Origin of the sequence: Massilia sp., from assembly GCF_046293535.1 — a bacterium.
Classification (GTDB): Bacteria; Pseudomonadota; Gammaproteobacteria; order Burkholderiales; family Burkholderiaceae_D; genus Telluria.
This window is the reverse complement of sequence record NZ_JBKBOV010000001.1, coordinates 168,446-192,096: the sequence shown is the minus strand read 5'-3', so window position 1 is coordinate 192,096 and position 23,651 is coordinate 168,446. Positions and strand designations below refer to the sequence as shown.

The following is a 23,651-nucleotide window of genomic DNA, read 5'->3' as shown; positions in this document are numbered from 1 at the left end:
GGATTGGACTAAAATACGCGATTAGACTGTCCCATGGCGCACCCTTGCGCCGTCCCCCTACAGAATAGCTATGGCAAATATGACAAACGGCGCGCCGCCGGAATCCTTCGAAGGCGCGATGGCCGAGCTGGCCCAGCTCGTGTCGCAGATGGAGTCCGGCCAGCTTCCGCTGGAAGCCTCGGTGGCCGCCTATGCGCGCGGTTCCGAGCTGGTGAAGTATTGCGCGGCCCAGCTGGAAAAGGTCGAGTCCCAGGTCAAGGTGCTCGAAGGCGACATGCTCAAGCCATTCTCGGCCGAAGGCGAGGGCGAGCAATGACGCAGCCGTTCCAGGACTGGATGCAGCAGGTGCAGCAGGACGTCGAGCATGCGCTCGAAGCCTTCCTGCCCGCCGCCACCGCCATCCCGCACAAGCTGCACGAAGCGATGCGCTACACCACGCTGGGCGGCGGCAAGCGGATCCGCCCGCTGCTGGCCTACGGCAGCGGCGCCCTGTTCGGGGGCGACCCGGACGCGCTGGCGCGCGTGGCCAGTGCCGTCGAGATGATCCACGTGTACTCGCTGGTGCACGATGACATGCCATGCATGGACGACGACGACCTGCGCCGCGGCAAGCCGACGGTGCACGTCGCCTACGACGAAGCGACCGCGCTGCTGGTCGGCGACACGCTGCAGGCCCAGGCCTTCGAGACCCTGGCCGGCATCGATACCTTGCCGCCTGCGCGCCTGGTCACCATGCTGCGCCTGCTGGCCGAAGCGGCCGGCTCCGCCGGCATGTGCGGCGGCCAGGCGATCGACCTTGACAGCGTCGGCCTGGCGCTTCAGCGCGAGGAACTGGAGCGCATGCACCAGCTCAAAACCGGGGCCATGCTGCGCGTCTCGGTGATCCTGGGCGCACTGTGCGGCAAGGATTTGTCGGCCACCGAACTGGAAGCACTGAAAGCCTATTCCAAGGCGATCGGCCTGGCCTTCCAGGTGGTGGACGACGTGCTGGATGCAACGGCCGATTCGGCCACGCTGGGCAAGACCGCGGGCAAGGACGCGGCCGACAACAAGCCGACCTATGTGTCGATCCTTGGGCTGGACCAATCGAAGGAACTGGCCGAGCAACTGCGGCGTGAAGCGCACGATGCGCTGGCGCCATTCGGAGAACAAGCACTGCGGCTGCGCGAACTCGCGGACCTCATCGTGCAGCGGAAGGCATAAATGAACCTGCTAGAGACCATCAACGACCCCGCGGACCTGCGCAAGCTGCCGCGCACGCAACTGACCCCGCTTGCCACCGAACTGCGCCAGTTCCTGCTCGACTCGGTGTCCAAGACCGGCGGCCACCTGTCCTCGAACCTGGGCACGGTGGAACTGACCATCGCGCTGCACTACGTCTACAACACCCCGCACGACCGCATCGTGTGGGACGTGGGCCACCAGACCTATTCGCACAAGATCCTCACCGGGCGTCGCGGGCGCATGTCCAGCCTGCGCCAGCTGAACGGCCTGTCGGGCTTCCCGAAGCGCGACGAGAGCATCTACGACACCTTCGGCACCGCGCATTCGTCGACCTCGATCTCGGCCGCGCTTGGCATGGCCCAGGCGGCCAAGCTGAAGGGCGAAGACCGCCACGCGATCGCGGTGATCGGCGACGGCTCCATGACCGCCGGCATGGCCTTCGAGGCCCTGAACAACGCGGGCGTCGAGGAAGACTGCAACCTGCTGGTGGTCCTGAACGACAACGACATGTCGATCTCGCCGCCGGTGGGCGCGCTCAACCGCTACCTGGCGCGTTTGATGTCCGGCCAGTTCTACGCCGCCGCCAAGAACGTGGGCAAGAGCGTGCTGCCGGGCCCGGTGCTGGACCTGGCGCGCAAGCTCGAGGAACATGCCAAGGGCATGGTGGTTCCAGCCACCATGTTCGAAGAGTTCGGCTTCAACTACATCGGCCCGATCGACGGCCACGACCTGGATTCCCTGATCCCGACCCTGGAGAACATCAAGAAGCTCAAGGGCCCGCAGTTCCTGCACGTGGTGACGAAAAAAGGGCAGGGCTACAAGCTGGCCGAGGCCGAGCCGATCCTGTACCACGGCACCGGCAAGTTCAATCCGCTGGAGGGCATCAAGCCGGCCGGCGCGCCGAGCAAGATCACCTATACCGAAGTGTTCGGCAACTGGCTGTGCGACATGGCGGCGGCCGACACGCGCCTGGTCGGCATCACGCCGGCGATGCGCGAAGGCTCGGGCATGGTGCGCTTCCACCAGCAGTACCCGGAGCGCTACTTCGACGTCGGCATCGCCGAGCAGCATTCGGTGACCTTCGGCGCCGGCATGGCCACGGAAGGCTTGAAGCCGGTGGTGGCGATCTACTCGACCTTCCTGCAGCGCGGCTACGACCAGCTGATCCACGACGTGGCCCTGCAGAACCTGGACGTGACCTTCGCGCTCGACCGCGCGGGCCTGGTGGGCGCCGACGGCGCCACCCACGCCGGCAACTACGACCTGGCCTACCTGCGCTGCATCCCGAACATGGTCGTGATGGCCGCATCGGACGAGAACGAATGCCGCCAGATGCTGACCACCGCCTACCACTACCCGGGCCCGGCCGCGGTGCGCTATCCGCGCGGCGCCGGCGTCGGCGCGGCAATCCAGGAAGAACTGACTTCGATCGAGATCGGCAAGGGTATAGTGCGCCGCGAAGGCAAGGGCATCGCGATCCTGGCCTTCGGTTCGATGGTGGCGCCGAGTATCGCCGCCGGCGAAGAGCTGAACGCCACGGTGGCCAACATGCGCTTCGTCAAGCCGCTCGACGTGGAACTGCTCAAGCGCCTGGCCAAGGAGCACGACTACCTGGTGACGGTGGAAGAGGGCTGCGTGATGGGCGGCGCGGGCAGCGCGGTGATGGAAGCGCTGGCGGCGGAAGGGATCGCCAAGCCGGTGCTGAACCTGGGCTTGCCGGACAAGTTCATCGACCAGGGCGATCCTGCTGCGCTGCTGGCTTCCGTTGGGCTGGATGCCAAGGGCATTGCGGCGTCGATTCGCCAGCGTTTCGCTGCCGGCGAACCGCGCCTGGTCGTCAACAACACCTGATTCACGTAGGGTGGGCGGCTATGCCGCCCACGCGGTCAACTAGCACTTATTCTGCCGCTAGGGCTGCTTTACTGTTAACTATCACCGCGTGGGCGGGAAACCCGCCCACCCTACGAACCCCCAAACAGTGCCTCCGCCCTCTGGAACAAAATCCACGAGGTCGCAATGTACTTGTCCCCGCTCCGCGACACATGCCCCTTGTGGGTATGCGTGAATCCCGCCGGCGCGATGATCAGGCGCCCCTTGCGCGCCTCGACCTTGCGCCCCTGGTACAGGAACTCCGTCTCCCCGCCATCGGCGACCTCGTTGAGATAAAACTGCCACAGCAGCACCCGGTGCAGGGTCTCGCAGCTGGCGTTTTGCGGATAGATCTCGGAATGCCAGTGGTGGTAGCCCCCGGTTCCTTGCAGGTATTTTTGCAGGTTGATGTTCCCGACCCGGTAGATCGACTGCATCAGCGCCACCACGTTCGGCGTGCCGAGTTCGTCGAAATTCTCCAGCGACAGCGTCACCGGCTCGCCGGTCTGCGGATGCGCCACCTGCGGCGACAGCGCGCCGATCAGGAGCATGCGGTATTGAATCATGTACTGCGCCAGGTGACGCGCCATGGTCTGGGTGAGCAGGGCGCCGACGTCGTCCCATTCCGCGTGCCCGTTGATGGTGAGGTCGTAGCTGTCCTTCTTGCTGACGTCCACGCCATTGCCGGTGCGCCCGCGCGCCACCTTCCTGGAGTCGTCGAAGCGCGCGCGGATCGCGTCGCACTGCTCGGCGGTCAGGGCGTCGTCGTAGATGCCGATGAAGTCGTCCATGGGCCGGTTCCCTGCCTCAGCCGCGCTTGCGCTCGTGCTGCCACAGCACGTCGCTGCCGCCGGCGAAGCGGTTCAGCACGCGCGCCAGCACGAACATCAGGTCCGACAGGCGGTTCACGTACTGGCGTGGATGCGGGCGGATCTGCTCGGCATGCGACAGCGCCACGATGCTGCGCTCGGCGCGGCGGCACACGGTGCGGCACACGTGGGCGAGGGAAGCGGCGCGCGAGCCGGCCGGCAGGATGAATTCCTTCAGCACCGGCAGGTCGGCGTTGTACTTCTCGAGCAGGCCGTCCAGGCGCGCCACGTGCTCGTCCTTGATCATCTCGTAGCCGGGGATGCACAGCTCGCCGCCCAGGTCGAACAGGTCGTGCTGGATCGAGATGAGTTCCTCGCGCAGGTCCGGCGGCATGTCTTCGCACAGCAACAGGCCGACGAAGGAGTTCAGCTCGTCCACCTCGCCGAGCGAATGGATGCGCGCGCTGTCCTTGCCGGTGCGGCTGCCGTCGCCCAGTCCGGTGGTGCCGTCGTCCCCAGTGCGGGTGGCGATTTTCGAGAGTCGATTACCCATGATGCAGCCTTATGCAATATATTGAAAAAACGATAGGGCGAGCATACGACAAAACGCAGCAATTGTGCCTACAATTCAAGAATGACCATTCCCACTTCCGTTCCGGCCGAGCGGCGCAACAAGGTCGCGGACGCGCTGCGCGCGCGGCTGCCGGCGCATGTGGCCAATTCGGTCGTCCTGTCCGACCCCGAAGACACCCGTCCCTACGAATGCGACGGCCTGGCCGCCTACCGCCAGCTGCCCATGATCGTCACCCTGCCCACCAGCGAGGAGCAGGTGCTGGCGATCCTGAACACCTGCCGCGAATTGCAAGTGCCGATCGTGCCGCGCGGCGCCGGCACCGGTCTCTCGGGCGGGGCGCTGCCGATCGCCGACGGCGTGGTGATCTCGACCGCGCGCCTGAACCGCATCGTGCGCGTGGACGCATATGCGCGCACCGCCGTGGTCCAGCCGGGCGTGCGCAACCTCGCCATCTCGGAGGCGGCGGCCCAGTACGGCCTGTACTACGCGCCCGATCCGTCGTCGCAGATCGCCTGCACCATCGGCGGCAACGTGGCCGAGAACTCGGGCGGCGTGCATTGCCTGAAATACGGCCTGACGGTGCACAACGTGCTGCGCGTGCGCGTGGCCACCATCGAAGGCGAGATCATCGAGCTCGGCAGCGAGGCGCTGGACGCGCCGGGCCTGGACCTGCTGGCCGTGTTCATCGGCTCGGAAGGCATGCTCGGCATCGTGACGGAAGTCACCGTGAAACTGGTGCCCAAGCCCGCGGTGGCCCAGGTCGTCATGGCTTCCTTTGACGACGTCATCACCGCCGGCAATGCGGTGGCCAGCATCATCGCCGCCGGCATCATCCCGGCCGGGCTGGAGATGATGGACCGCACGTCGGTGCGCATGGTCGAGCCTTTCGTGCGCGCCGGCTACGACCTCGACGCCGCCGCCATCCTGCTGTGCGAGGCCGACGGCACCGCGCTGGAAGTGGCGGAGGAAATCGAACGCATGAAGGCCGTGTTCGAAGGCGCCGGCGCTACCGCAATCGCCGTATCGCAGAGCGAGCTTGAACGCATGCGCTTCTGGTCCGGCCGCAAGAACGCCTTCCCGGCGGCGGGCCGTATTTCTCCCGACTACTACTGCATGGACGGCACCATCCCGCGCAAGCAGCTGGCGCGCGTACTGCAGGGCATCGAGGACATGGAGAAGACCTTCGGCCTGCGCTGCTCGAACGTGTTCCACGCGGGCGACGGCAACATGCACCCCCTGATCCTGTTCGATGCCAACCAGCCGGGCGAGTTCGAGCGCGCCGAGGCTTTCGGGGCGGCGATCCTGGCGCTGTGCGTCGAGGTGGGCGGCACCATCACGGGCGAGCACGGCGTGGGCATGGAGAAGATCAATTCGATGTGCGTGCAGTTCGGCCGCAAGGAGCTCGACGCCTTTTTCGAAGTCAAGCGCGCTTTTGATGCGCCCATGCTGCTCAACCCGGACAAGGCGATTCCGACCCCGCACCGCTGCGCCGAATTCGGCAAGATGCACGTGCACGGCGGCGAGCTGCCCTTCCCCGACCTTCCGCGCTTTTAAACCATGCAGTCCATCGAACAATTCCAGGAACGGGTGCGCGCCGCCGCAGCCGACCAGACGCCCCTGCGCATCCGCGGCGGCGGCACCAAGGACTGGTACGGCCAGCGCCTCGAGGGCGAGATCCTCGACACGCGCGGCTACGCCGGCATCATCGATTACGAGCCGACCGAACTGGTGATCACGGCGCGCTGCGGCACGCCGCTCGCCGAGATCGAGGCGGTGCTCGCCGACCGCAACCAGATGCTGGCTTTCGAGCCGCCGCATTTCGGCGCCGGGGCCACCCTGGGCGGCGCCATCGCCGCCGGCCTGGCCGGCCCGCGCCGCGCCGCCAGCGGCGGCGTGCGCGACTTCGTGCTGGGCGCAAAGCTGCTGGACGGGAAGGGCGACGTGCTCGGCTTCGGCGGCCAGGTGATGAAGAACGTGGCCGGCTACGACGTCTCGCGCCTGCTGGCCGGCTCGCTCGGCACGCTCGGTCTGCTGCTGGAAGTGTCGGTCAAGGTCTTGCCGAAGCCGTTCGCCGAAACGACGCTGTGCCTGGAGCTGGGGCAAGCCGAGGCGATCCGCAGGCTGAACGAGTGGGGCGGCCAGCCGCTGCCGGTGTCGAGCAGCTGCTGGCACAACGGCAGGCTGTGGCTGCGCCTGTCGGGCGCGCAGGCCGCGGTGGATGCGGCCGTGCATCTGATCGGCGGCGAAGTCGTGGCCAGTCCCGCCTGCTTCTGGGAAGAGCTGCGCGAGCAGCGCCTGCCCTTCTTCGGCGGCGACGACGCCTTGTGGCGCCTGTCGCTGCCGTCCACGACGGGGGTGCTCCAGCTCGGCGGCGTGCAGCTGATCGAATGGGGCGGCGCACAGCGCTGGCTGCGCAGCGATGCCGATGCCGCAAGCATCCGCCGTAGCGTCGCAGCCGCCGGCGGCCACGCGACCCTGTTCCGCGGCGGCGACAAATCGGTGGGCGTGTTCCAGCCGCTTGCCCCCGGCATCGCGCGCATCCACGAACGCCTGAAGCAGTCCTTCGATCCGGCGCACATCTTCAATCCTGGACGAATGTTCTGACATGCAAACCAACCTGGCCGATTTCATCAAGGACACCGCGGACGGCAAGGAAGCGGAAAGCATCCTGCGCGCCTGCGTGCACTGCGGCTTCTGCACCGCCACCTGCCCGACCTACCAGCTGCTGGGCGACGAGCTCGATGGCCCGCGCGGCCGCATCTACCTGATCAAGCAGGTGCTGGAAGGGGCCGAGCCGACCCGCAAGACCCAACTGCACCTGGACCGCTGCCTCACCTGCCGCAACTGCGAAACCACCTGCCCGTCGGGCGTCAAGTACGGCCGCCTGGTGGACATCGGCCGCCGCGTGGTCGAGGAGCGGGTGCCGCGTCCGCTGAAGGACCGCATCAAGCGCACCACGCTCAAGGAATTCCTGCCGCGCACGGCGCTGTTCAAGCCGGCATTCGGGGCAGGGCAGATCGCCCGTCCGCTGCTGTCCAAAGCGCTGCGGGACAAGCTGCAACCCGCACGCAATGCCGGCGCCTGGCCCACGCGCAGCCATGCGCGCAAGATGCTGGTATTGGAAGGCTGCGTGCAGCCGGCGATGGCCCCCGGCATCAACGCCGCCACCGCGCGCGTGCTCGACGCCTTCGGCGTGCAACTGCTCGCGGCGCCGAAAGCCGGCTGCTGCGGCGCCGTGCGCTACCACCTGAACGACCAGGCAGCGGGTCTCGACGACATGCGCCGCAACATCGACGCCTGGTGGCCCTTGGTCGAGCGCGGAGAGATCGAGGCGATCGTCATGACCGCTTCCGGCTGCGGCGTCACCGTCAAGGAATACGGCCACCTGCTGGCGCACGACGAGGCCTATGCGGCCAAGGCCGGACGCATCGCGATGCTCACCCGCGACCTGTCCGAGATCATGCCGGAGTTCGAGGAGCAGATCGCGGCCAGGCTGAAGGGGAAGATCGCGAAGCGCGTCGCCTATCACCCGCCCTGCACGCTGCAGCACGGCCAGCAGATCCGCGGCAAGGTGGAAGGCGTGCTGCGCGCCGCCGGCGTCGACGTCACGCTGTGCGCCGAGAGTCACCTGTGCTGCGGCTCGGCCGGCACCTATTCGGTGCTGCACCCCGAGATCGCGCACGCACTGCGCGACCGCAAGCTGGCCAATCTGCAGGCCTGCGAACCGGACGAGATCGTATCCGCCAACATCGGCTGCATGACGCACCTGCAGTCGGGCACGCAGACGCCGGTCACGCACTGGATCGAATTGCTCGACCGCGCACTGGCCTGATCGCTGCCTCCCGGCGGATGCGCTAGCGTGCGCGAGGTTTCTACAGTTTCTCTACAGTGTGCATACATGGCTGACCAGTCATCGACATACCAACCAGGAGAACAGGATGGAAGCGATCCGGATGCTGCAAATTGCGACATATGTCTTTGCCCTGACCGCGCTCGGGGGCATCATCATGGGATGGATTCGGTTTTCCACCGGCCGCAATCCCCCGTCCTGGCTCGCAATGGGTCACGGTTTTCTCGCGGCTGCCGGCGTGACCCTGCTTGCGTATGCGGTGTTCGCCCTGGAGGCGCCCGCCATGGCGCTCGTGTCGCTGCTGCTGTTCCTGGGCGGCTCGCTTGGCGGCGTGATCCTGAACCTCCACTATCACCTGAACGACAAGCCCTTGCCGAAAGGAATCGTTGTCATGCATGCGGTGATTTCCGTGATCGCTTTCATCCTGCTGTATATGGCTGCATTCACGGGCGGATGAGCCGGCGCGGCAGGCAAGGAGCGCTCGGCCACAGTCGCGCGGCAGACCGATCAGAATTCTTCCCAATCGCCTGCCGTGGCGGCCACGCTCGGCTCCTTGCGTGCCGGCTTCGCCGGCGCCGCGACTTGCCTCACGACTGCCTTCGCCGGTGCTTTGGGTGAAGCCGGGCGCGGCAGGGGAGCCGCCGCGGCGGCAGGCATGGCGGCCTGCAGATCGATGTCGCGGGCATCGATGCGGAACACGCCCACCGCCGAGGCCAGCATGCCGGCCTGCTCCTGCATCGAGGCGGACGCCGCCGCGGCTTCCTCCACCAGGGCGGCGTTCTGCTGAGTCACCTGGTCCATCTGGGCCACGGCCTCGTTGATCTGCTCGATGCCGGCGGTCTGCTCGGCACTGGCGGCCGTGATCTCGCTCATGATGTTGGTCACGCGGCGCACGCTCTCGACGATCTCGTGCATCGTCGAACCGGCTTCGCCCACCAGCTTGCTGCCGGCTTCCACGGCCTGGGTCGAGTCGCCGATCAGCGACTTGATTTCCTTGGCGGCGGCGGCCGAGCGCTGGGCCAGGTTGCGCACTTCCGACGCCACCACCGCGAAGCCGCGGCCCTGTTCGCCGGCCCGTGCCGCCTCCACGGCTGCGTTCAGCGCCAGGATATTGGTCTGGAAGGCGATGCCGTCGATCACGCCGATGATGTCGACGATCTTGCCGGCGGACGCATTGATCTGCTCCATGGTGCCGACCACGTCGCCGATCACCTGGCCGCCGCGTTCGGCCACCCGCGATGCCGCCTCGGCCAGGGAATTGGCTTGGCGGGCATTGTCGGCGTTTTGCTTGACGGTCGAGGTCAGCTCTTCCATCGACGAAGCGGTTTCTTCCAGCGAACTGGCCTGCTGTTCGGTGCGCGCCGACAGGTCGAGGTTGCCGGCGGCGACTTCGGCGGCCGCGGTGCCGATGGTGTCGGTACCGCTGCGCACCGCGTTCACCGTGCGCGCCAGGTTCTCGTTCATGGTCTTCAGGGCTTGCAGCAACTGGCCGGCCTCGTCGCGGCGGTCGACTTCGATGCGGCTAGTCAAGTCGCCGGACGCCACCGTGTTGGCCAGGTCGAGGGCACGGCCCAGCGGTACCGTGATCGAGCGGGTCAGGTACCAGGCGATGGCTACCGTCAGCGCCAGCACGACGCCGGTCAGGACCATCACCAGCGTGCGCGTCGAGGCTTCGATGGCGCGCACTTCCGCGGAAGCCTGTTCCGCCAGTTCGTGCTGAATCGTCATCTGTTCGCCAATGGCGCCTTTCAGCGTGGCCAGGTAGGGCCGCAGCGTCGTATTCAGGTAGTCGCGCGCGCCGGCGTCGTCGCCGCCATTGGCGCGCTGCAGGAATTCCGTCAGACCCTTGTCATAATTCGCGTGGGCCGATTTCATGCGTTCGAGCACGGCCTGGGCGCGCGGCACGGTCAGCTGGCGTCCGAGCATGTCCAGTTCCTGTTGCAAGGACTTGCGCGAAGCGGCGATCAGTTCGTTCTGCCTGGCGCGGCCGGCCGGATCGGCGTCCAGGAGGATGTTGCGCAGTGCGACCGCGATGTCGTTGACACCGTCCAGCACGCCATTGGTGCTCTTGATGTTCGGGATACGGGCGTCGGCGAGTTCGGTGGCGCCGGCGCCGATCCGGGACAGCATCTGCATGCCCATGACCTGGCTGAGGATGAGGAAGGCGAGAATGACGCCGAAGCCGAGCGCGAGGCGCTTGGCGATCTTGATGTCGGAGATGTTCATGTGTTTCTCGTTTAATGTTGCTTGTTGCTTCAGGCAGCCGCCGGCAGCGCGTCGGCCAGGCCCATGTCGGGTGCGGCCATGACGCGTTCGATGTCGAGCAGGATCAGGGTGCGTTCGCCCACCGTGCCCAGGCCCAGTAATTGATCGGTGTCGATGGCGCTGCCCATGTCCGGAGCAGGGCGCACCTGCTCCGGGGTGAGGGTGCTGACGTCCGAGACGCCGTCGACCACCATGCCGATCACGTGGCGCCCGATGTTCAGGACGATGACGACGGTGAAGGCGTCGTACTCCGCCGGCAGGCCGAAACGGATGCGCATGTCCACGATGGGCACGATCCTGCCGCGCAGATTGATCACGCCTTTCAGGAAGGCCGGCGCGTTGGCGATCCGGGTCACCGCCTCATAACCGCGGATCTCCTGTACCGCCAGGATGCTGATGCCATATTCTTCCTTGCCAAGCCGAAACGACAGTATTTCCAGGTCGCCCGCAGCCGATGCTGATTTGTCCATGCGATTCCAGCCTTTCTTCAATACAAATTTGATTTCCGTATGGAAATTATTTTACTATGATGTTAGTGAGTTGGCGTGATTTTTGGTGAGAATTCGATGCTTTTCTCTAGAATATGCGGCAAATACGCATCAATAAATGATGGATTTGGTAATGCCCCTGAGGCTTTGCAGCGCCGCTGCGCGCTCGGCCAATCGCCCGCGGCGCTATACTGGCGTTTTCGTTCGTTCATCGGGCACTATGCGATTTCGCCGATCCCTTCCTGCCACCGTCCCGGCATCCCTGACCGCCTCGATGCGAGGCACGCCATGAGCTTCGTGTTCCAGTTGGTGCGCGAAGACGAAGGCCTGCCGCCCATGGTCGTTTTCGAGGATTCCACCACGCCCGGCCTCGTGCCCGTATGGGAGGAAGCCGGCGTCTATGACGCGCTGTACAACAGCGACGGCAGAGTGGGACGCGATGTATCGCGCGCCATTTCCTACGGCCTCGACCGCGTCACCGAAGACGCCTCGCTCGCCCAGCTGATGCCGCCGGGCGTCTCGCAAGGAGAGGCCATCCGCTTCCTCGAGAACGTCAACCGCGCGTGCATCACCCACGGCGCCGCCTGGATCCGGACACGTTGATTTGGTAGTGGAGTTACACCTTTTTGTCGTACTATCTGATGATTGGTCGTAGTAGAAGTAGTTTTCCTACGGCGCATGACACGACAAGGAGACCTGATGCACTTCCACCGCACATTTGCCACCGCCGCTGCCGTGGCAGCATCCTGCCTGCTGGCCCTGCCGGCCTGGGCCCAGAAACTGATCGCCAGCGCCGCCTCCCCGGGCAATGTCATCAGCGTGGAAGTGCAGATCGACGGCATGGGCAAGCTGGCCTACGGCGTCAAGCGCAAGGGAATAGAGCTCATCGCCCCCTCGCGCCTGGGCTTCAACCTGGCCAATGCGCACAAGCTCGACGGCGGCTTCAGCCTGCGCAAGCAAAACGTCAGCGACCATGACGGCACCTGGGAACAGCCATGGGGCGAGCGCCGCTTCGTGCGCAACCGCTATCGCGAGCTGCGCGTCGACCTGGAACAGAAGAACCGCGCCGGCCGCCAGTTGGCGGTGGTATTCCGCATCTACGACGACGGCATCGGTTTCCGCTACGAATTCCCGGCACAGCCCCAGCTGAAGGAAGCCGAGATCATCGACGAGCTGACCGAGTTCACGGTGGCCCGGCCGGCCACCGCCTGGTGGATTCCGGCCGGCGAACTGCCTGGCCTGGAAGAAGAAATCCGCAAGGCGCCGCTGAAGGAAATCGGCATCGCCAACACGCCGCTCACCGTGCGCCTTGACGATGGCACCCACATCGCCTTCCATGAGGCGGCGCTGGTCGACTACGCCACCATGTGGCTGCGCAAGGTCGACGGCCAGAAGCTGCGCGCCATGCTGGCGCCCTCGCCGAGCGGCCCGGCGGTGGTGCGCAAGGGCGCCTTCCACACGCCGTGGCGCACGATGCAGATCGCGGATGACGCGGCCGGCCTGTACATGTCGGATCTGGTGCTCAACCTGAACGAACCGAACAAGCTCGGCGACGTGAGCTGGGTGAAGCCCTCGAAGTTCGTCGGCGTCTGGTGGCAGATGCACCTGAACAGCGGCACGTGGAACGCGGGCCCGAAGCACGCGGCCACCACCGCCAACACCAGGAAATACATCGACTTCGCGGCACAGAACGGTTTCCGCGGCGTGCTGGTCGAAGGCTGGAACAAGGGCTGGGAAAGCGACTGGGGCCACGGCGGCGCCGACTTCAGCTTCACCGAATCCTATCCGGACTTCGACCTGCCGGGCCTGGCCGCCTACGCCCGATCGAAAGGCGTGCGCCTGATCGGTCACCACGAAACCGGCGCCAACATCGTCGCCTACGAAAAGCAGATGGATGCGGCGTACAAGCTGTATGCGAAGCTGGGCGTGGACAGCATCAAGTCGGGCTACGTGCACGAGGCGGGCAGCGCGCTGTTGACTAGCCGCGACGGCAAGCCGCGCTACGGCCACTACGATTCGCAGGAGGGCGTGAACCACTTCCTGAAGGCCGTCACCGAAGCGGCGAAATACAAGCTCTCGATCGACACCCACGAACCGGTCAAGGACACCGGCCTGCGCCGCACCTACCCGAACTGGCTCACCCGCGAAGGCGCGCGCGGCGTCGAATACAACGCCTGGGGCAACCCGCCGAACGGCGCGGACCACGAGGCCAAGCTGGTGTTCACCCGCATGCTGAGCGGCCCGATGGACTACACCCCGGGCGTGCTGAGCCTGGTGGGCGCGGACGGCAAGGCCTTCAACTCGACCCAGGCCAAGCAACTGGCGAACTTCGTCGTGATCTATTCCCCGATCCAGATGGCGGCCGACCTGCCGGAGAACTACGAGAAATACCCGGCCGCCTTCAAGTTCATCAGGGACGTGCCGACCGACTGGCATGACACCCGCGTGATCAATGGCGAAGTAGGGGAGTACGCGACCATCGCGCGCAAGGACCGCGCCGGCGAGGACTGGTACGTGGGCGCGGTGACCGACGGCGCAGCGCGCGTTCTTCCGCTGCCGCTCGGCTTCCTCGACAAGGGCAAGCGTTATACCGCCGAGATCTACCGCGACGGCGACGCGGCCGACTACCGCAGCGAGCGCCGCTTCGACCTGGTCACGGAGACGAAGACGGTCACCGCGGCCGACACGCTGCAGCTGCGCCTCGCGCCGGGTGGCGGCCAGGCGATCCGCTTCACGCCGCAACTCTGATGTTCGTAGGGTGGACGGCGGAGCCGTCCACCCTACGATGCCAGCAGCTTCTCGATGTCGCCGGCGATTTCCGCCGGAGCCGTCTGCGGCGCATAGCGTTTCACGACCTCGCCGTCGCGCCCGACCAGGAACTTGGTGAAGTTCCACTTGATCGCTTCGGTGCCGAGCACGCCCGGCTTCTCGCCCTTCAGGTGCCTGAACAGCGGGTGGGCCTCATCGCCGTTGACGTCGACCTTGGCGAACATCGGGAAGCTCACGCCGTAGTTTTTTTCGCAGAAGGCGCCGATCTCGGCTTCCGTGCCCGGCTCCTGCTTGCCGAACTGGTTGCAGGGAAAACCCATCACCGCCAGCCCGCGTTCGCCGTACTGGCGGTGCAGCTCTTCGAGTCCCTTGTACTGCGGCGTGAAGCCGCAGGCGCTGGCGGTGTTGACGATCAGGAGCACCTTGCCGCGCCAGGCGCCCAGCTCCACCGGCTTGCCGTCGAGCGTGGTGGCGCTGAAATCGAATACGTTCATGTTTGAGCCCTCGTCTGGAAAACCAGAAGTGTATGTGAAAGCGGCACAACACGTATGCATGCTCCAGGCGCTCGGGCCGGTTCCTGTTATCTTTTGTTACAAACCTTGAGAAGTTTGCATGAGACAATCCCGCTCGCCCAAACTGTCGAGCTGTATCCATGCCTATCACACCCCATTTCGCATCCCGCTCCCGTCATCCACGTCCATCCCTGATCGCGCACCTCGTCGCCGGCACGCTGCTCGCCCCGTTCGCAGCCAGCGCGCAGCAGGCGCCTGCCGTGCAGGAGCAGGCCAAGCAGGAAGCCGCGAAGCCCGCGCCGGCGCCGCTGCAGGCGCAGCCGGCCCAGCCGGTCGTCGCGCCGCCGGCGCAGACGCCCGTCGAGTCCACCGTGACCGTCAGCGCGACCCGCACCCAGAACCGCATCGACCGCCAGAGCTACGACGTCAAGGCCGATCCGGCGACCTCGAACGACACCGTGGCCGACACCCTGAACAAGGTGCCCGCGGTTGCCGTCGACGCCGACGGCAACGTCACGCTGCGCGGCCGCGGCAACGTGCAGATCCTGGTGGACGGCAAGCCGTCCGCGATGATGCAGGGCGAGAACCGCGCCGCGGCGATCAACGCGCTGCCGGCGGCCGACCTGGAATCGGTGGAAGTCATCAACAATCCCGGCGCGCAGTTCGGCAACGAAGGCGGCGGCGGCCCGGTCATCAACCTGGTGATGCGGCGCGAACGCAGCCCGGGCGGCTTCGCCGTGGTCAACGGCAACGTCGGCAGCGAAGGGCGCTACAACACCTCCGCCTTCGGCAGCTGGACGCAAGGCCGCTACAGCGTGCAGGGCGCCCTGTTCCGCCGCGAGACCAAGAACGATTCGAGCGGCGAGACCCGGCGCGAGCGCATCGACCCGGCCACCGGCGCGATCGCGCGCAGCAGCCAGGATTCGGACAGCGTCAACCGCGGCCGCGCCACCGGCGCCAACGCGGGCCTGACCTACAACCTCGGCGACAAGGACGTGCTCGGCCTCAGCGCCAACTACTCCCAATCCGACAACGCATCCGAGTTCGTCGAACGCTATCGCAGCACCAACGCGGCGGGCATCGTCGACAACCAGTACCTGCGCACCAGCCAGGGCGAGAACAGGAACCGCAACTACGGCCTCGGCGCGCGCCTCGACCACAAGGGCGATGCGCCCGGCGAGAACTTCAAGATGGACCTGCGCCTGTCCGGCAGCGATGGCGAGGGCGGCTCGCGCGCCACCAACGCCTACACGGTGCGCCCGCCGAGCGCCAGCGCGCCGGACACCCGCCTGGGACGCGACAACGAGACCCGCATCGCCGACTTCACCGGCGACTACGAGCTGCCGGGCGAGCACGGCGTGTTCAAGATGGGCTACAAGGTGGCGCGCAACCACAACGTGTTCGACAACGGCTTCTTCGACATCGATCCGTCCACCGGCGCCGAGCGCGTCAACACCACGCGCACCAACCGCTTCGAACTGACGGACATGACCTACGCGCTGTACGGCAGCTACCAGTGGCGCGTCAACGAGAAGTGGGGGGTGCTGGGCGGCCTGCGCGCCGAGTATGCGGACCTCGACATGAACCAGGTCACCACCGGCCAGCGCGCCAGCAACCACTATTTCGACGCGATCCCGAGCGCCTTCGTCACCTACGGCCTGTCGGACGACACCACGCTGCGCCTGAGCTACGCGCACCGCATCCGCCGTCCGGGGGCCGGCGACCTCAACCCCTTCGTGATCTACCGCGACGAGCTGAACCTCTCCTCGGGCAATCCGAACCTGCAGCCGACCGATACCGACTCGCTGGAGCTGGGCATCGAGACCAAGCTGGGCAAGGTCGACACCAACGTGCGCCTGTACATGCGCCACGAGAGCGACCTGATCAACGAGCGCCGCATCCTGCTGGCCAACGACGTCCTGCTCACCACGCGCGAAAATGGCGGCACCGCACGTTCGGGCGGCATCGAATTCAACTTCAGCGGCCGCGCCACGCAGAAGCTGATGGTCAACGTGAACGGCAACGTCGGCTACTCCGAGCAGACCGTGCTGGGCAGCGCGAACGACGACAAGCGCAGCGCCACCTCGATCAGCGGCCGCGCGCGCGTCCATTACCAGATGGACCCGAAGAACAGCTTCATGCTGATGCTGAACGCACAGGGCAAGACCCTGTTCGGCCAGGGCTACCGCGAGCCGCAGCGCACGGCCGACCTGAACTACCGCCACAACCTCACGCCGGCGCTGACCCTGACCGTCAACATCAACGACTTGTTCGATTCGCAGAAGATGGAGATGATCACCGAGACCGACCGCCTGCGCGAATACAGCATCCGCCGCTTCGGCGGCCGCATGGCCTACATCGGCCTGTCCTACCGCTTCGGCAGCTTCGGCGGTGCCGGCGGCCAGCGCCGGCCGATGATGTTCGGCGGTCCCGGCGGTCCGGGCCACGGCGGCATGATGGGCGGCCCCGGGCGTTAGAGCGCCGCTTCAAAGGGGATGCGGCGGCGCGGCGGGGAAGGTATCCTGTCCGGCCGAACCACCGCATCCCTTTGCCATGCCCCGCAACACCATCACCTATAGCGGCGACGCCCCCGACCGCGCCGCCATCGCATCCTCCCTCGCTTCCGGCAGCCTCCTCGTGTTCGAGGACTGCGACTTATCAAGCCTCGACCTGTCGCGCCTGGATCTGCAGGACTGCGTGTTCCGCTCCTGCCTGCTGGCGCAGACCTCGTTCTACGCGGCCAGGCTGGCGCGCACACGCTGGCAGCGCTGCCGCGCCGGGCACGCCGATTTCGAGTCGAGCGAGCTGGTCGACGCGCTGTTCGAATCCTCCGACCTGAACAACAGCGGTTGGCGCCGCGCGCGCCTGGCTTCCGCTTCGTTCCGCAGCTGCAAGCTGACCGGCGCGCAGTTCGAAGAGACCAGCCACCTGGCCTTGACGTTCGAAGACACGCTGCTGGTCGGCGCCGACCTGCGCCGCATGTCCTTCCGCAAGGCGCGCTTGAAAGGGCTGGATTTCGCCGAGGCTGACCTGGAGGGCTGCGACTTTCGCGAGGCGGTGTTCGAAGGCGGCAGCCTGCGCGATGCCCACGTCAAGGACACGCGCTTCGAGGGCGCCGACCTGCGCGAAGCCGATATCGGCGGCTTGAAGCTGGCGAACGCGAAGCAGTTTCTTGGTGCGACCATCTCGGTGCGCCAGGCGGCCGAGATGGTGCGGGAGATGGGCTTGAACGTGGCTTGAGCCAGGCCGGATTACGACTTGTAGTTCGGCTGGAACGGCACGGCCGGCGGCGTGCATTGGTCGACCGGCTCCGGCTTCCTTTCGTCCCTGTCACGGACGTAGCATTCGTCGAAGACCGAGCAGTAGCAGGCCGTTACCTTGATGTCGTCCATGCTGCGGTGGAGCGCGTCGAAGACGGGGTTGGGCGAGGCAGGCTCGTCGGCAGTGAACATCGGCACCATGTTGCCCGGACGGACCAGGGTGCCGACCACGTTGCCGCGCCGGTGCATCGGGAAGTCCACCTTCCGCGTCATCGCACAGCAGGCGGCCAGCAGCGCGTCGATGTCCGCCATTGGTTGGCCCTGGTAGGTGAGCTGGACCCATTCGACCCGGGCCGGACCGATGCCATTATTGGCCAGCAGGTATTCGACGCGCCTGTGCGACAGGCCGGTGGTGGGGTCCTTTTCGGCACTGCCCATGCTGCGCATCAGTTCCAGGTAGGGATAGCTGTTGGCGGCAACCAGCTTTTCCATCGAATGCGCCGAGTGCAGCGCCAGCCACAGCGAGACCAGCGAGACGATACCGGCCGCCACGGCAAGCGAGATGTCGAGCCAGCGGATGCCGGTGCCGTGGGGATGGTGATGTTGATGACTTTCGTGTTCCAAGTTCCGCTCCCAGCCGTTGCCAAAAAATGAATTCTAGCAATCTTGGCAAGGCAGCAGCACTGGCGAAACAAAAGAATGCGGCCGGCATAGCGGCCGCATTCGCCTTTGCTTAGAAGCTTTCCCACTCCGCCTCGCGCTCGGCGGCCGCGCGCGGCGCCGGACGTGGGCCTGGACGGGCCGGCGTCACGACAGGAGCGGCCAGGCGGGTCGCAGGCCGGGCCTGCGCGGCCTGCACGGCCGGCGCGGCAGGGGCGGGCGCCGCCGAGCGCGCATCCACCTTGAACACCGACACCAGTCCGGCCAGCTTGCCGGCCTGGTCCTGCAGCGACTCGGCCGCCGCCGCCGCTTCTTCCACCAGCGAGGCGTTCTGCTGGGTCACCTGGTCCATCTGGCTGATCGCCATGTTGATCTGCTCGATGCCCGAGGTCTGTTCCAGGCTGGCCGACGAGATCTCGCCCATGATGTCGGTCACGCGGCGCACGCTGGCGACGATCTCGTCCATCGTGGCGCCGGCCTGATCGACCAGCTTGGCGCCCGCGTCCACCTTGCCCACCGAATCGTCGATGAGGAGCTTGATCTCCTTGGCCGCCGCGGCCGAGCGCTGGGCCAGGGTGCGCACTTCCGAGGCAACCACCGCGAAGCCGCGGCCCTGTTCGCCGGCGCGCGCCGCTTCCACGGCGGCATTCAAGGCCAGGATGTTGGTCTGGAAGGCGATGCCGTCGATGACACCGATGATGTCGACGATCTTCTTCGAGGAGTCGTTGATCGAGGCCATCGTGTCGACCACCTGCGAGACCACCATGCCGCCGCGTTCGGCCACTTCCGAGGCCGAGGTCGCCAAGCCGTTGGCCTGGCGCGCATTGTCGGCGTTCTGCTGGACGGTCGAGGTCAGTTCTTCCATCGAAGAAGCGGTTTCTTCCAGCGAGCTGGCCTGTTCCTCGGTGCGGGCGGACAGGTCCAGGTTGCCGCTGGCGATCTGGTGCGAAGCCGAGGCCATGGCGTCGGTGCCGCTGCGCACCTCGCCGACGATCTGCGCCAGGCTGTCGCGCATGCTCTTCATGGCGAACAGCAGGCTGGTCTTGTCGCCCTGGCGCAGCGCCACGTCGACCGTCAGGTCGCCCGCGGCGATGCGGCCGGCGATCTCGCTCGCATACGCCGGTTCGCCGCCCAGCTGGCGGGTCAGGCTACGGGTGATCAGGACGCCCAGGCCGATACCGGCGAGCGCGCTGCCCAGCACCAGCAGCAGCATCATGACGCGGCTCGATTCGTACTGCATGCTTGCCTCGTCCGCGGTGGCGCGGGCGTACTCCTCCTTGAGGCGGGTGAGTTCGGTCAGCTGCTTGTCGGCGTCGTTGGCGGCCGGCGCGACGCTGGCGAACAGGTAGTCGACCGAGCTGCGCGTTTGCTGCAGGCTGTCGGCGCGGGCCAGCCGGGACGCCTCCGCGACGTGGGTTTCGTAGTTGCGGAGCCGCTCCTCGAGCTCGACGAACATGGCCTTGCCGCGCTCGGTCACGAACAGCGGACGCGCCTTGTCGAGGTTGGCCTTGAGCTGGGTGCGCGCGGTCTCGACGTTGGCCAGCGCCGCCTCGCGGTCCTTGTCGGTGGAAGCCAGCAGGACGTTGCGCAGGGCCCGGGCGATATACATCAGGTTGATGTTGGCTTCCTTGACGTACGAGATGCCGAGCAGCTCGCGTTTGTACAGGATATCGTTGGCGGCGTTGATGCGGGACATGTTGAAGATCCCGATGCCTGCCACGGTGGCACCGAGCAGGGTGAGTGCGAGAAAACCCGCGATCAGACGTGTGCCGACCTTCATGCGATTGAACATGGTTGATTCCGGTTGCAGTTGATGAAGCCAGGAGGCGTCTCGTGGCAGCTGTACAGCTGAACGATATCAGCGCATACCGTATAGTTCCAAGAGGCAATATTTATGCTTCAGGTATAAGTCATTGTTTGAATCTAATGCTTGTGCTGCACAAAACCGGGGTGCCAATAGCTTCCCGGCAATTCCGACAAATGGTGGGGTTTTTGTGCAGGACAGGTTTGGCTGGCTCAACTGCGCAGTTTGGCCAGAACTGTTTGATTTACGCAACAGCCGCTCATCAAGGTGGCGGTATCAGGGGCGGTACCAACGCACGCTGTCCGCGTTCGGATGCGCCTTGCGCCACGCTTGCAAGGCAATCTCGATGCCCTCGAGCGCTAGGAAGCGCTCGATGCCTGCCTCGGGGGCGGTGCCACGCACGCCTTCGCCGCCGATCCACAACATGGTTGCCGGGGGCAGGGATGTGCGCAAGGAGGCGGTCAGGCGGAGCATGCTTCGTCGCGGGAAATAGGCGCTGAACGACAATGCGACGATGTCGGCCCCGGTTTCCCTTGCTGCCGCCGCCACTTCCACCGAAGGCACGTCGGCGCCGAGCGGGATGCAGTTCATCCCCAGGGAAGTCATGACCGCTTCGGCCATCAGGATGCCGAGTGCATGGGGCTCTCCGCTCAATGTCGCCAGTATGGCCTTCGGGCGGCCGTCGCCCGCCGCGCGCACCGCCGCCTGCTTCGCGTGCAGGGCCGACGTGGACGCCTGGGCAAACAGATGTTCGCAGCGCACCGGCAGTTCGCCGCGGTTCCATGCCAGACCGACTTCGGTGACCAGCGGGGCGAGGTATTCGATGACGAAACGGCGCAGTCCGAGGTCCAGCAGGCGGTGCTGGAACAGCCCATGCAGCTCCGCGATCCGATAGTCGCGCAGCAAGGCGAACACATGGCGGTACTGTCCGGGAACGCTGGCGGGAAGAGGAAAGACTGCATCGACGCCGCTTACCCCCGAGGCCAGGACGCTGGTGAAAATCTTGCCGGGGCGCAGGCCCTGGTCCATGAGACGCCGTGCGGCATGCAGGCGCTCGACCTGGACAGGCGGGTAAACGCGGTCGCCATGGCGGTCGCGCAAGGGTTGCGGAAAACCATAACGTTTTTCCCACATCCGCAAGGTGGCCTGGCGGATGCCGGTCAGTCGTTCGACCTCGGTAATGGGAATCAGCTCGTCGATATCGGGCGGATCGCCACGGATACTCATACTGGCAACCTCCACATCAATGAGTGTATCTTAACGTCTTAACGGAAACGGGGCGGTAGCGGCGCACGGCCGCTCCGTCCCGTCGCCGCCGACCCTTTCAGGCGAGCGGAAGCGGGTACGGCTCAGACGATGCCGAGGTGGTCCATCCCGGTCGAGAAATCGCGGTTTTTCGCGTGCTTGCTGTTGAGCTTGATGTTCAGGCGCAGGTCGTTCACCGAATCGGCGTTGCGCAACGCGTCTTCATACGAGATCTTGTCCGCCTCATAGAGGTCGAACAGGGCCTGGTCGAAGGTCTGCATGCCCAGTTCGCGCGACTTCTTCATGATCTCCTTGATCTCGTGCACGTCGCCCTTGAAGATCAGGTCGGAGATGAGCGGGGAGTTCAGCAGGATCTCCATCGCCACCACACGGCCCTTGGTTTCCTTCTTCGGGATCAGGCGCTGCGAGATCAGGCCTTTCAGGTTGAGCGAGAGGTCCATCAAGAGCTGCTGGCGGCGCTCTTCCGGGAAGAAGTTGATGATCCGGTCCAGGGCCTGGTTGGCGCTGTTGGCGTGCAGGGTGGCCAGGCACAGGTGGCCGGTTTCGGCGAACGCGATCGCGTGTTCCATGGTTTCGCGGTCGCGGATCTCGCCGATCTGGATCACGTCCGGCGCCTGGCGCAGCGAATTCTTCAGCGCCGCCTCGAAGCTGTCGGTATCGACGCCCACTTCGCGCTGGGTGATCACGCAGTTCTTGTGCGGGTGGACGAACTCGACCGGGTCTTCGATGGTGATGATGTGGCCGTAGCTGTTCTCGTTGCGGTAGCCGACCATCGCCGCCAGCGTGGTCGACTTGCCCGAGCCGGTGGCGCCGACCATGATGACCAGGCCGCGCTTGGTCATGATCACGTCCTTCAGGGTCTCCGGCAGTTCGAGGTCTTCGAATTTCGGGATGGTGGTGGTGATCACGCGCAGCACCATGCCCACGCAGCCCATCTGCATGAAGGCCGAGACGCGGAAGCGCCCCAGGTCGCCCGGGCTGATCGCGAAGTTCGCTTCCTTGGTCAGCTCGAAGCCGGCGGCCTGCTTGTCGTTCATGATGGCGCGCGCCAGGTCGGCCGTATGGGTGCCGGACAGGGCCTGGCTGGACACCGGCGTCATCTTGCCGTCGATCTTGATCGCCGGCGGGAAGCCGGCCGTGATGAACAGGTCCGACCCGCCCTTGCTGGTCATCAGGCGCAGCAGGTCGAACATGAACTTGGATGCCTGGTCGCGTTCCATGGTGTTGTCCTTTGAAGATTAACCTGGGAAGTTTTCGGGAATCTTCGCGGCGGCGCGGGCAGCGGCGCTGGAAATCACGTTGCGGCGCACCAGGTCGGTCAGGTTCTGGTCGAGCGTCTGCATGCCGACGCTGCTGCCGGTCTGGATGCTCGAGTACATCTGCGCGATCTTGGCTTCGCGGATCAGGTTGCGGATCGCCGGGGTGCCGATCATGATCTCGTGCGCGGCCACGCGGCCCGAGCCGTCCTTGGTCTTGAGCAGGGTCTGCGAGATGACGGCCTGGAGCGACTCCGACAGCATCGCACGCACCATCTCCTTTTCTTCGGCCGGAAACACGTCGACGATACGGTCGATGGTCTTGGCGGCCGAGGAGGTGTGCAGGGTGCCGAACACCAGGTGGCCGGTCTCGGCCGCCGACAGGGCCAGGCGGATGGTCTCCAGGTCACGCAGCTCGCCCACCAGGATGCAGTCCGGGTCTTCGCGCAGCGCCGAGCGCAGCGCATTGTTGAAGGACAGGGTGTGCGGGCCGACTTCGCGCTGGTTGATCAGGCACTTCTTGGAGTCGTGCACGAATTCGATCGGGTCTTCGATGGTGAGGATGTGGCCGTACTCGTTCTCGTTGAGGTGGTTGACCATGGCAGCCAGCGTGGTCGACTTGCCCGAGCCGGTGGGACCGGTCACCAGCACCAGGCCGCGCGGCCTCAATGCCAGCTCGCTGAAGATTTTCGGCGCGTTCAGTTCTTCCAGCGACAGGATCTTGGACGGAATGGTACGCAGCACCGCGGACGCGCCGCGTTCCTGGTTGAAGGCATTCACGCGGAAGCGCGCCAGGCCGGGAATCGCGAACGAGAAGTCGCACTCCAGCACTTCCTCGTACTGCTTGCGCTGGCCGTCGTTCATGATGTCATAGATCATGCCGTGCACGTCCTTGTGCTCCAGCGGCGGCAGGTTGATGCGGCGCACGTCGCCATGCACGCGGATCATCGGCGGCAGGCCGGCCGAGAGGTGCAGGTCCGAGGCCTTGTTCTTCACCGAGAACGCGAGCAGTTCCGAAATGTCCATTTATAATCCCTGTGCCTTG

At 65.8% G+C, this 23,651-nt stretch carries 21 protein-coding genes; 11 read left to right on the top strand and 10 right to left on the bottom strand.

Features of this window, described 5'->3' with window-relative positions; translation table 11 throughout:
* The first annotated feature begins 70 nt into the window (after positions 1 to 70).
* The 3 genes from ACK4S9_RS00880 to dxs are packed head-to-tail and all read left to right on the top strand — an operon-like array spanning position 71 to position 3,075.
* On the top strand, positions 71 to 316 hold the full coding sequence (locus ACK4S9_RS00880) for an exodeoxyribonuclease VII small subunit (protein WP_027865751.1): 246 nt from the start codon (positions 71 to 73) through the stop codon (positions 314 to 316).
* Positions 313 to 1,203: a polyprenyl synthetase family protein gene (locus ACK4S9_RS00875; RefSeq protein WP_409720342.1), complete on the top strand. Its 891-nt coding sequence runs from the start codon at positions 313 to 315 to the stop codon at positions 1,201 to 1,203. Before ACK4S9_RS00880 ends, ACK4S9_RS00875 begins: the two co-directional genes overlap by 4 nt.
* Positions 1,204 to 3,075 (top strand): 1-deoxy-D-xylulose-5-phosphate synthase, encoded by a 1,872-nt coding sequence (gene dxs / locus ACK4S9_RS00870; protein ID WP_409720340.1) that lies wholly within the window; start codon positions 1,204 to 1,206, stop codon positions 3,073 to 3,075. It begins immediately after the preceding gene.
* A 110-nt stretch (positions 3,076 to 3,185) separates the two neighbouring features.
* Here dxs and ACK4S9_RS00865 read toward each other — a convergent pair whose 3' ends face one another.
* Together ACK4S9_RS00865 and ACK4S9_RS00860 are read right to left on the bottom strand one after the other, a co-directional pair.
* Positions 3,186 to 3,884 carry a 2OG-Fe(II) oxygenase gene (locus ACK4S9_RS00865; protein ID WP_409720338.1) on the bottom strand — a complete coding sequence of 233 codons (699 nt, stop codon included), beginning with the start codon at positions 3,882 to 3,884 and terminating at the stop codon, positions 3,186 to 3,188.
* A 16-nt stretch (positions 3,885 to 3,900) separates the two neighbouring features.
* Entirely contained in the window at positions 3,901 to 4,455 is a 555-nt protein-coding gene (locus ACK4S9_RS00860; RefSeq protein WP_409720336.1) for a cob(I)yrinic acid a,c-diamide adenosyltransferase, read from the bottom strand.
* Between the two features lie 81 nt (positions 4,456 to 4,536).
* On the opposite strand from ACK4S9_RS00860, the gene ACK4S9_RS00855 reads away from it, so the two are divergent.
* The 4 genes from ACK4S9_RS00855 to ACK4S9_RS00840 all read left to right on the top strand — a co-directional run bounded on the left by ACK4S9_RS00855 (position 4,537) and on the right by ACK4S9_RS00840 (position 8,783).
* Entirely contained in the window at positions 4,537 to 6,030 is a 1,494-nt protein-coding gene (locus ACK4S9_RS00855; RefSeq protein WP_409720334.1) for an FAD-linked oxidase C-terminal domain-containing protein, read from the top strand.
* Positions 6,031 to 6,033: 3 nt separating this feature from the next.
* Positions 6,034 to 7,080, top strand: a complete 1,047-nt coding sequence (glcE, locus tag ACK4S9_RS00850; protein WP_409720332.1) for a glycolate oxidase subunit GlcE — start codon at positions 6,034 to 6,036, stop codon at positions 7,078 to 7,080.
* Position 7,081: 1 nt separating this feature from the next.
* Positions 7,082 to 8,308 carry a glycolate oxidase subunit GlcF gene (glcF, locus tag ACK4S9_RS00845; RefSeq protein WP_409720330.1) on the top strand — a complete coding sequence of 409 codons (1,227 nt, stop codon included), beginning with the start codon at positions 7,082 to 7,084 and terminating at the stop codon, positions 8,306 to 8,308.
* Between the two features lie 106 nt (positions 8,309 to 8,414).
* Positions 8,415 to 8,783, top strand: coding sequence for a hypothetical protein (locus tag ACK4S9_RS00840; RefSeq protein WP_409720328.1), 369 nt, complete (start codon positions 8,415 to 8,417; stop codon positions 8,781 to 8,783).
* Positions 8,784 to 8,833: 50 nt separating this feature from the next.
* On the opposite strand, the gene ACK4S9_RS00835 is transcribed toward ACK4S9_RS00840, so the two are convergent.
* Together ACK4S9_RS00835 and ACK4S9_RS00830 are read right to left on the bottom strand one after the other, a co-directional pair.
* A complete protein-coding gene (locus ACK4S9_RS00835) occupies positions 8,834 to 10,552 on the bottom strand; it encodes a methyl-accepting chemotaxis protein (RefSeq protein WP_409720326.1) in 1,719 nt (572 codons plus the stop codon).
* A 29-nt stretch (positions 10,553 to 10,581) separates the two neighbouring features.
* The gene (locus tag ACK4S9_RS00830) at positions 10,582 to 11,061 is read right to left on the bottom strand and encodes a chemotaxis protein CheW (RefSeq protein ID WP_409720324.1); all 480 of its coding nucleotides are present in this window, start codon (positions 11,059 to 11,061) and stop codon (positions 10,582 to 10,584) included.
* Positions 11,062 to 11,367: 306 nt separating this feature from the next.
* Between ACK4S9_RS00830 and ACK4S9_RS00825 the strand changes: the two genes are divergently transcribed.
* Together ACK4S9_RS00825 and ACK4S9_RS00820 are read left to right on the top strand one after the other, a co-directional pair.
* On the top strand, positions 11,368 to 11,682 hold the full coding sequence (locus tag ACK4S9_RS00825; protein WP_409720322.1) for a hypothetical protein: 315 nt from the start codon (positions 11,368 to 11,370) through the stop codon (positions 11,680 to 11,682).
* Between the two features lie 96 nt (positions 11,683 to 11,778).
* On the top strand, positions 11,779 to 13,827 hold the full coding sequence (locus ACK4S9_RS00820; RefSeq protein ID WP_409720320.1) for a glycoside hydrolase family 97 protein: 2,049 nt from the start codon (positions 11,779 to 11,781) through the stop codon (positions 13,825 to 13,827).
* Between the two features lie 32 nt (positions 13,828 to 13,859).
* Here ACK4S9_RS00820 and ACK4S9_RS00815 read toward each other — a convergent pair whose 3' ends face one another.
* Entirely contained in the window at positions 13,860 to 14,342 is a 483-nt protein-coding gene (locus tag ACK4S9_RS00815; protein ID WP_409720318.1) for a glutathione peroxidase, read from the bottom strand.
* Between the two features lie 158 nt (positions 14,343 to 14,500).
* Between ACK4S9_RS00815 and ACK4S9_RS00810 the strand changes: the two genes are divergently transcribed.
* Positions 14,501 to 16,837, top strand: a complete 2,337-nt coding sequence (locus ACK4S9_RS00810; protein WP_409720316.1) for a TonB-dependent receptor domain-containing protein — start codon at positions 14,501 to 14,503, stop codon at positions 16,835 to 16,837.
* A 76-nt stretch (positions 16,838 to 16,913) separates the two neighbouring features.
* Positions 16,914 to 17,600 carry a pentapeptide repeat-containing protein gene (locus ACK4S9_RS00805; protein ID WP_409720314.1) on the top strand — a complete coding sequence of 229 codons (687 nt, stop codon included), beginning with the start codon at positions 16,914 to 16,916 and terminating at the stop codon, positions 17,598 to 17,600.
* 11 nt (positions 17,601 to 17,611) lie between these two features.
* On the opposite strand, the gene ACK4S9_RS00800 is transcribed toward ACK4S9_RS00805, so the two are convergent.
* The 5 genes from ACK4S9_RS00800 to ACK4S9_RS00780 all read right to left on the bottom strand — a co-directional run bounded on the left by ACK4S9_RS00800 (position 17,612) and on the right by ACK4S9_RS00780 (position 23,632).
* Positions 17,612 to 18,244 carry a hypothetical protein gene (locus ACK4S9_RS00800; protein WP_409720312.1) on the bottom strand — a complete coding sequence of 211 codons (633 nt, stop codon included), beginning with the start codon at positions 18,242 to 18,244 and terminating at the stop codon, positions 17,612 to 17,614.
* Positions 18,245 to 18,353: 109 nt separating this feature from the next.
* Complete coding sequence (locus ACK4S9_RS00795; RefSeq protein WP_409720310.1) at positions 18,354 to 20,072, bottom strand: methyl-accepting chemotaxis protein; 1,719 nt, start codon at positions 20,070 to 20,072, stop codon at positions 18,354 to 18,356.
* 288 nt (positions 20,073 to 20,360) lie between these two features.
* Entirely contained in the window at positions 20,361 to 21,311 is a 951-nt protein-coding gene (locus ACK4S9_RS00790; protein ID WP_409720308.1) for a MerR family transcriptional regulator, read from the bottom strand.
* Positions 21,312 to 21,433: 122 nt separating this feature from the next.
* Positions 21,434 to 22,570: a PilT/PilU family type 4a pilus ATPase gene (locus tag ACK4S9_RS00785; protein WP_409720306.1), complete on the bottom strand. Its 1,137-nt coding sequence runs from the start codon at positions 22,568 to 22,570 to the stop codon at positions 21,434 to 21,436.
* A gap of 18 nt (positions 22,571 to 22,588) precedes the next feature.
* The gene (locus ACK4S9_RS00780; RefSeq protein ID WP_292038057.1) at positions 22,589 to 23,632 is read right to left on the bottom strand and encodes a type IV pilus twitching motility protein PilT; all 1,044 of its coding nucleotides are present in this window, start codon (positions 23,630 to 23,632) and stop codon (positions 22,589 to 22,591) included.
* Positions 23,633 to 23,651: the final 19 nt, after the last annotated feature.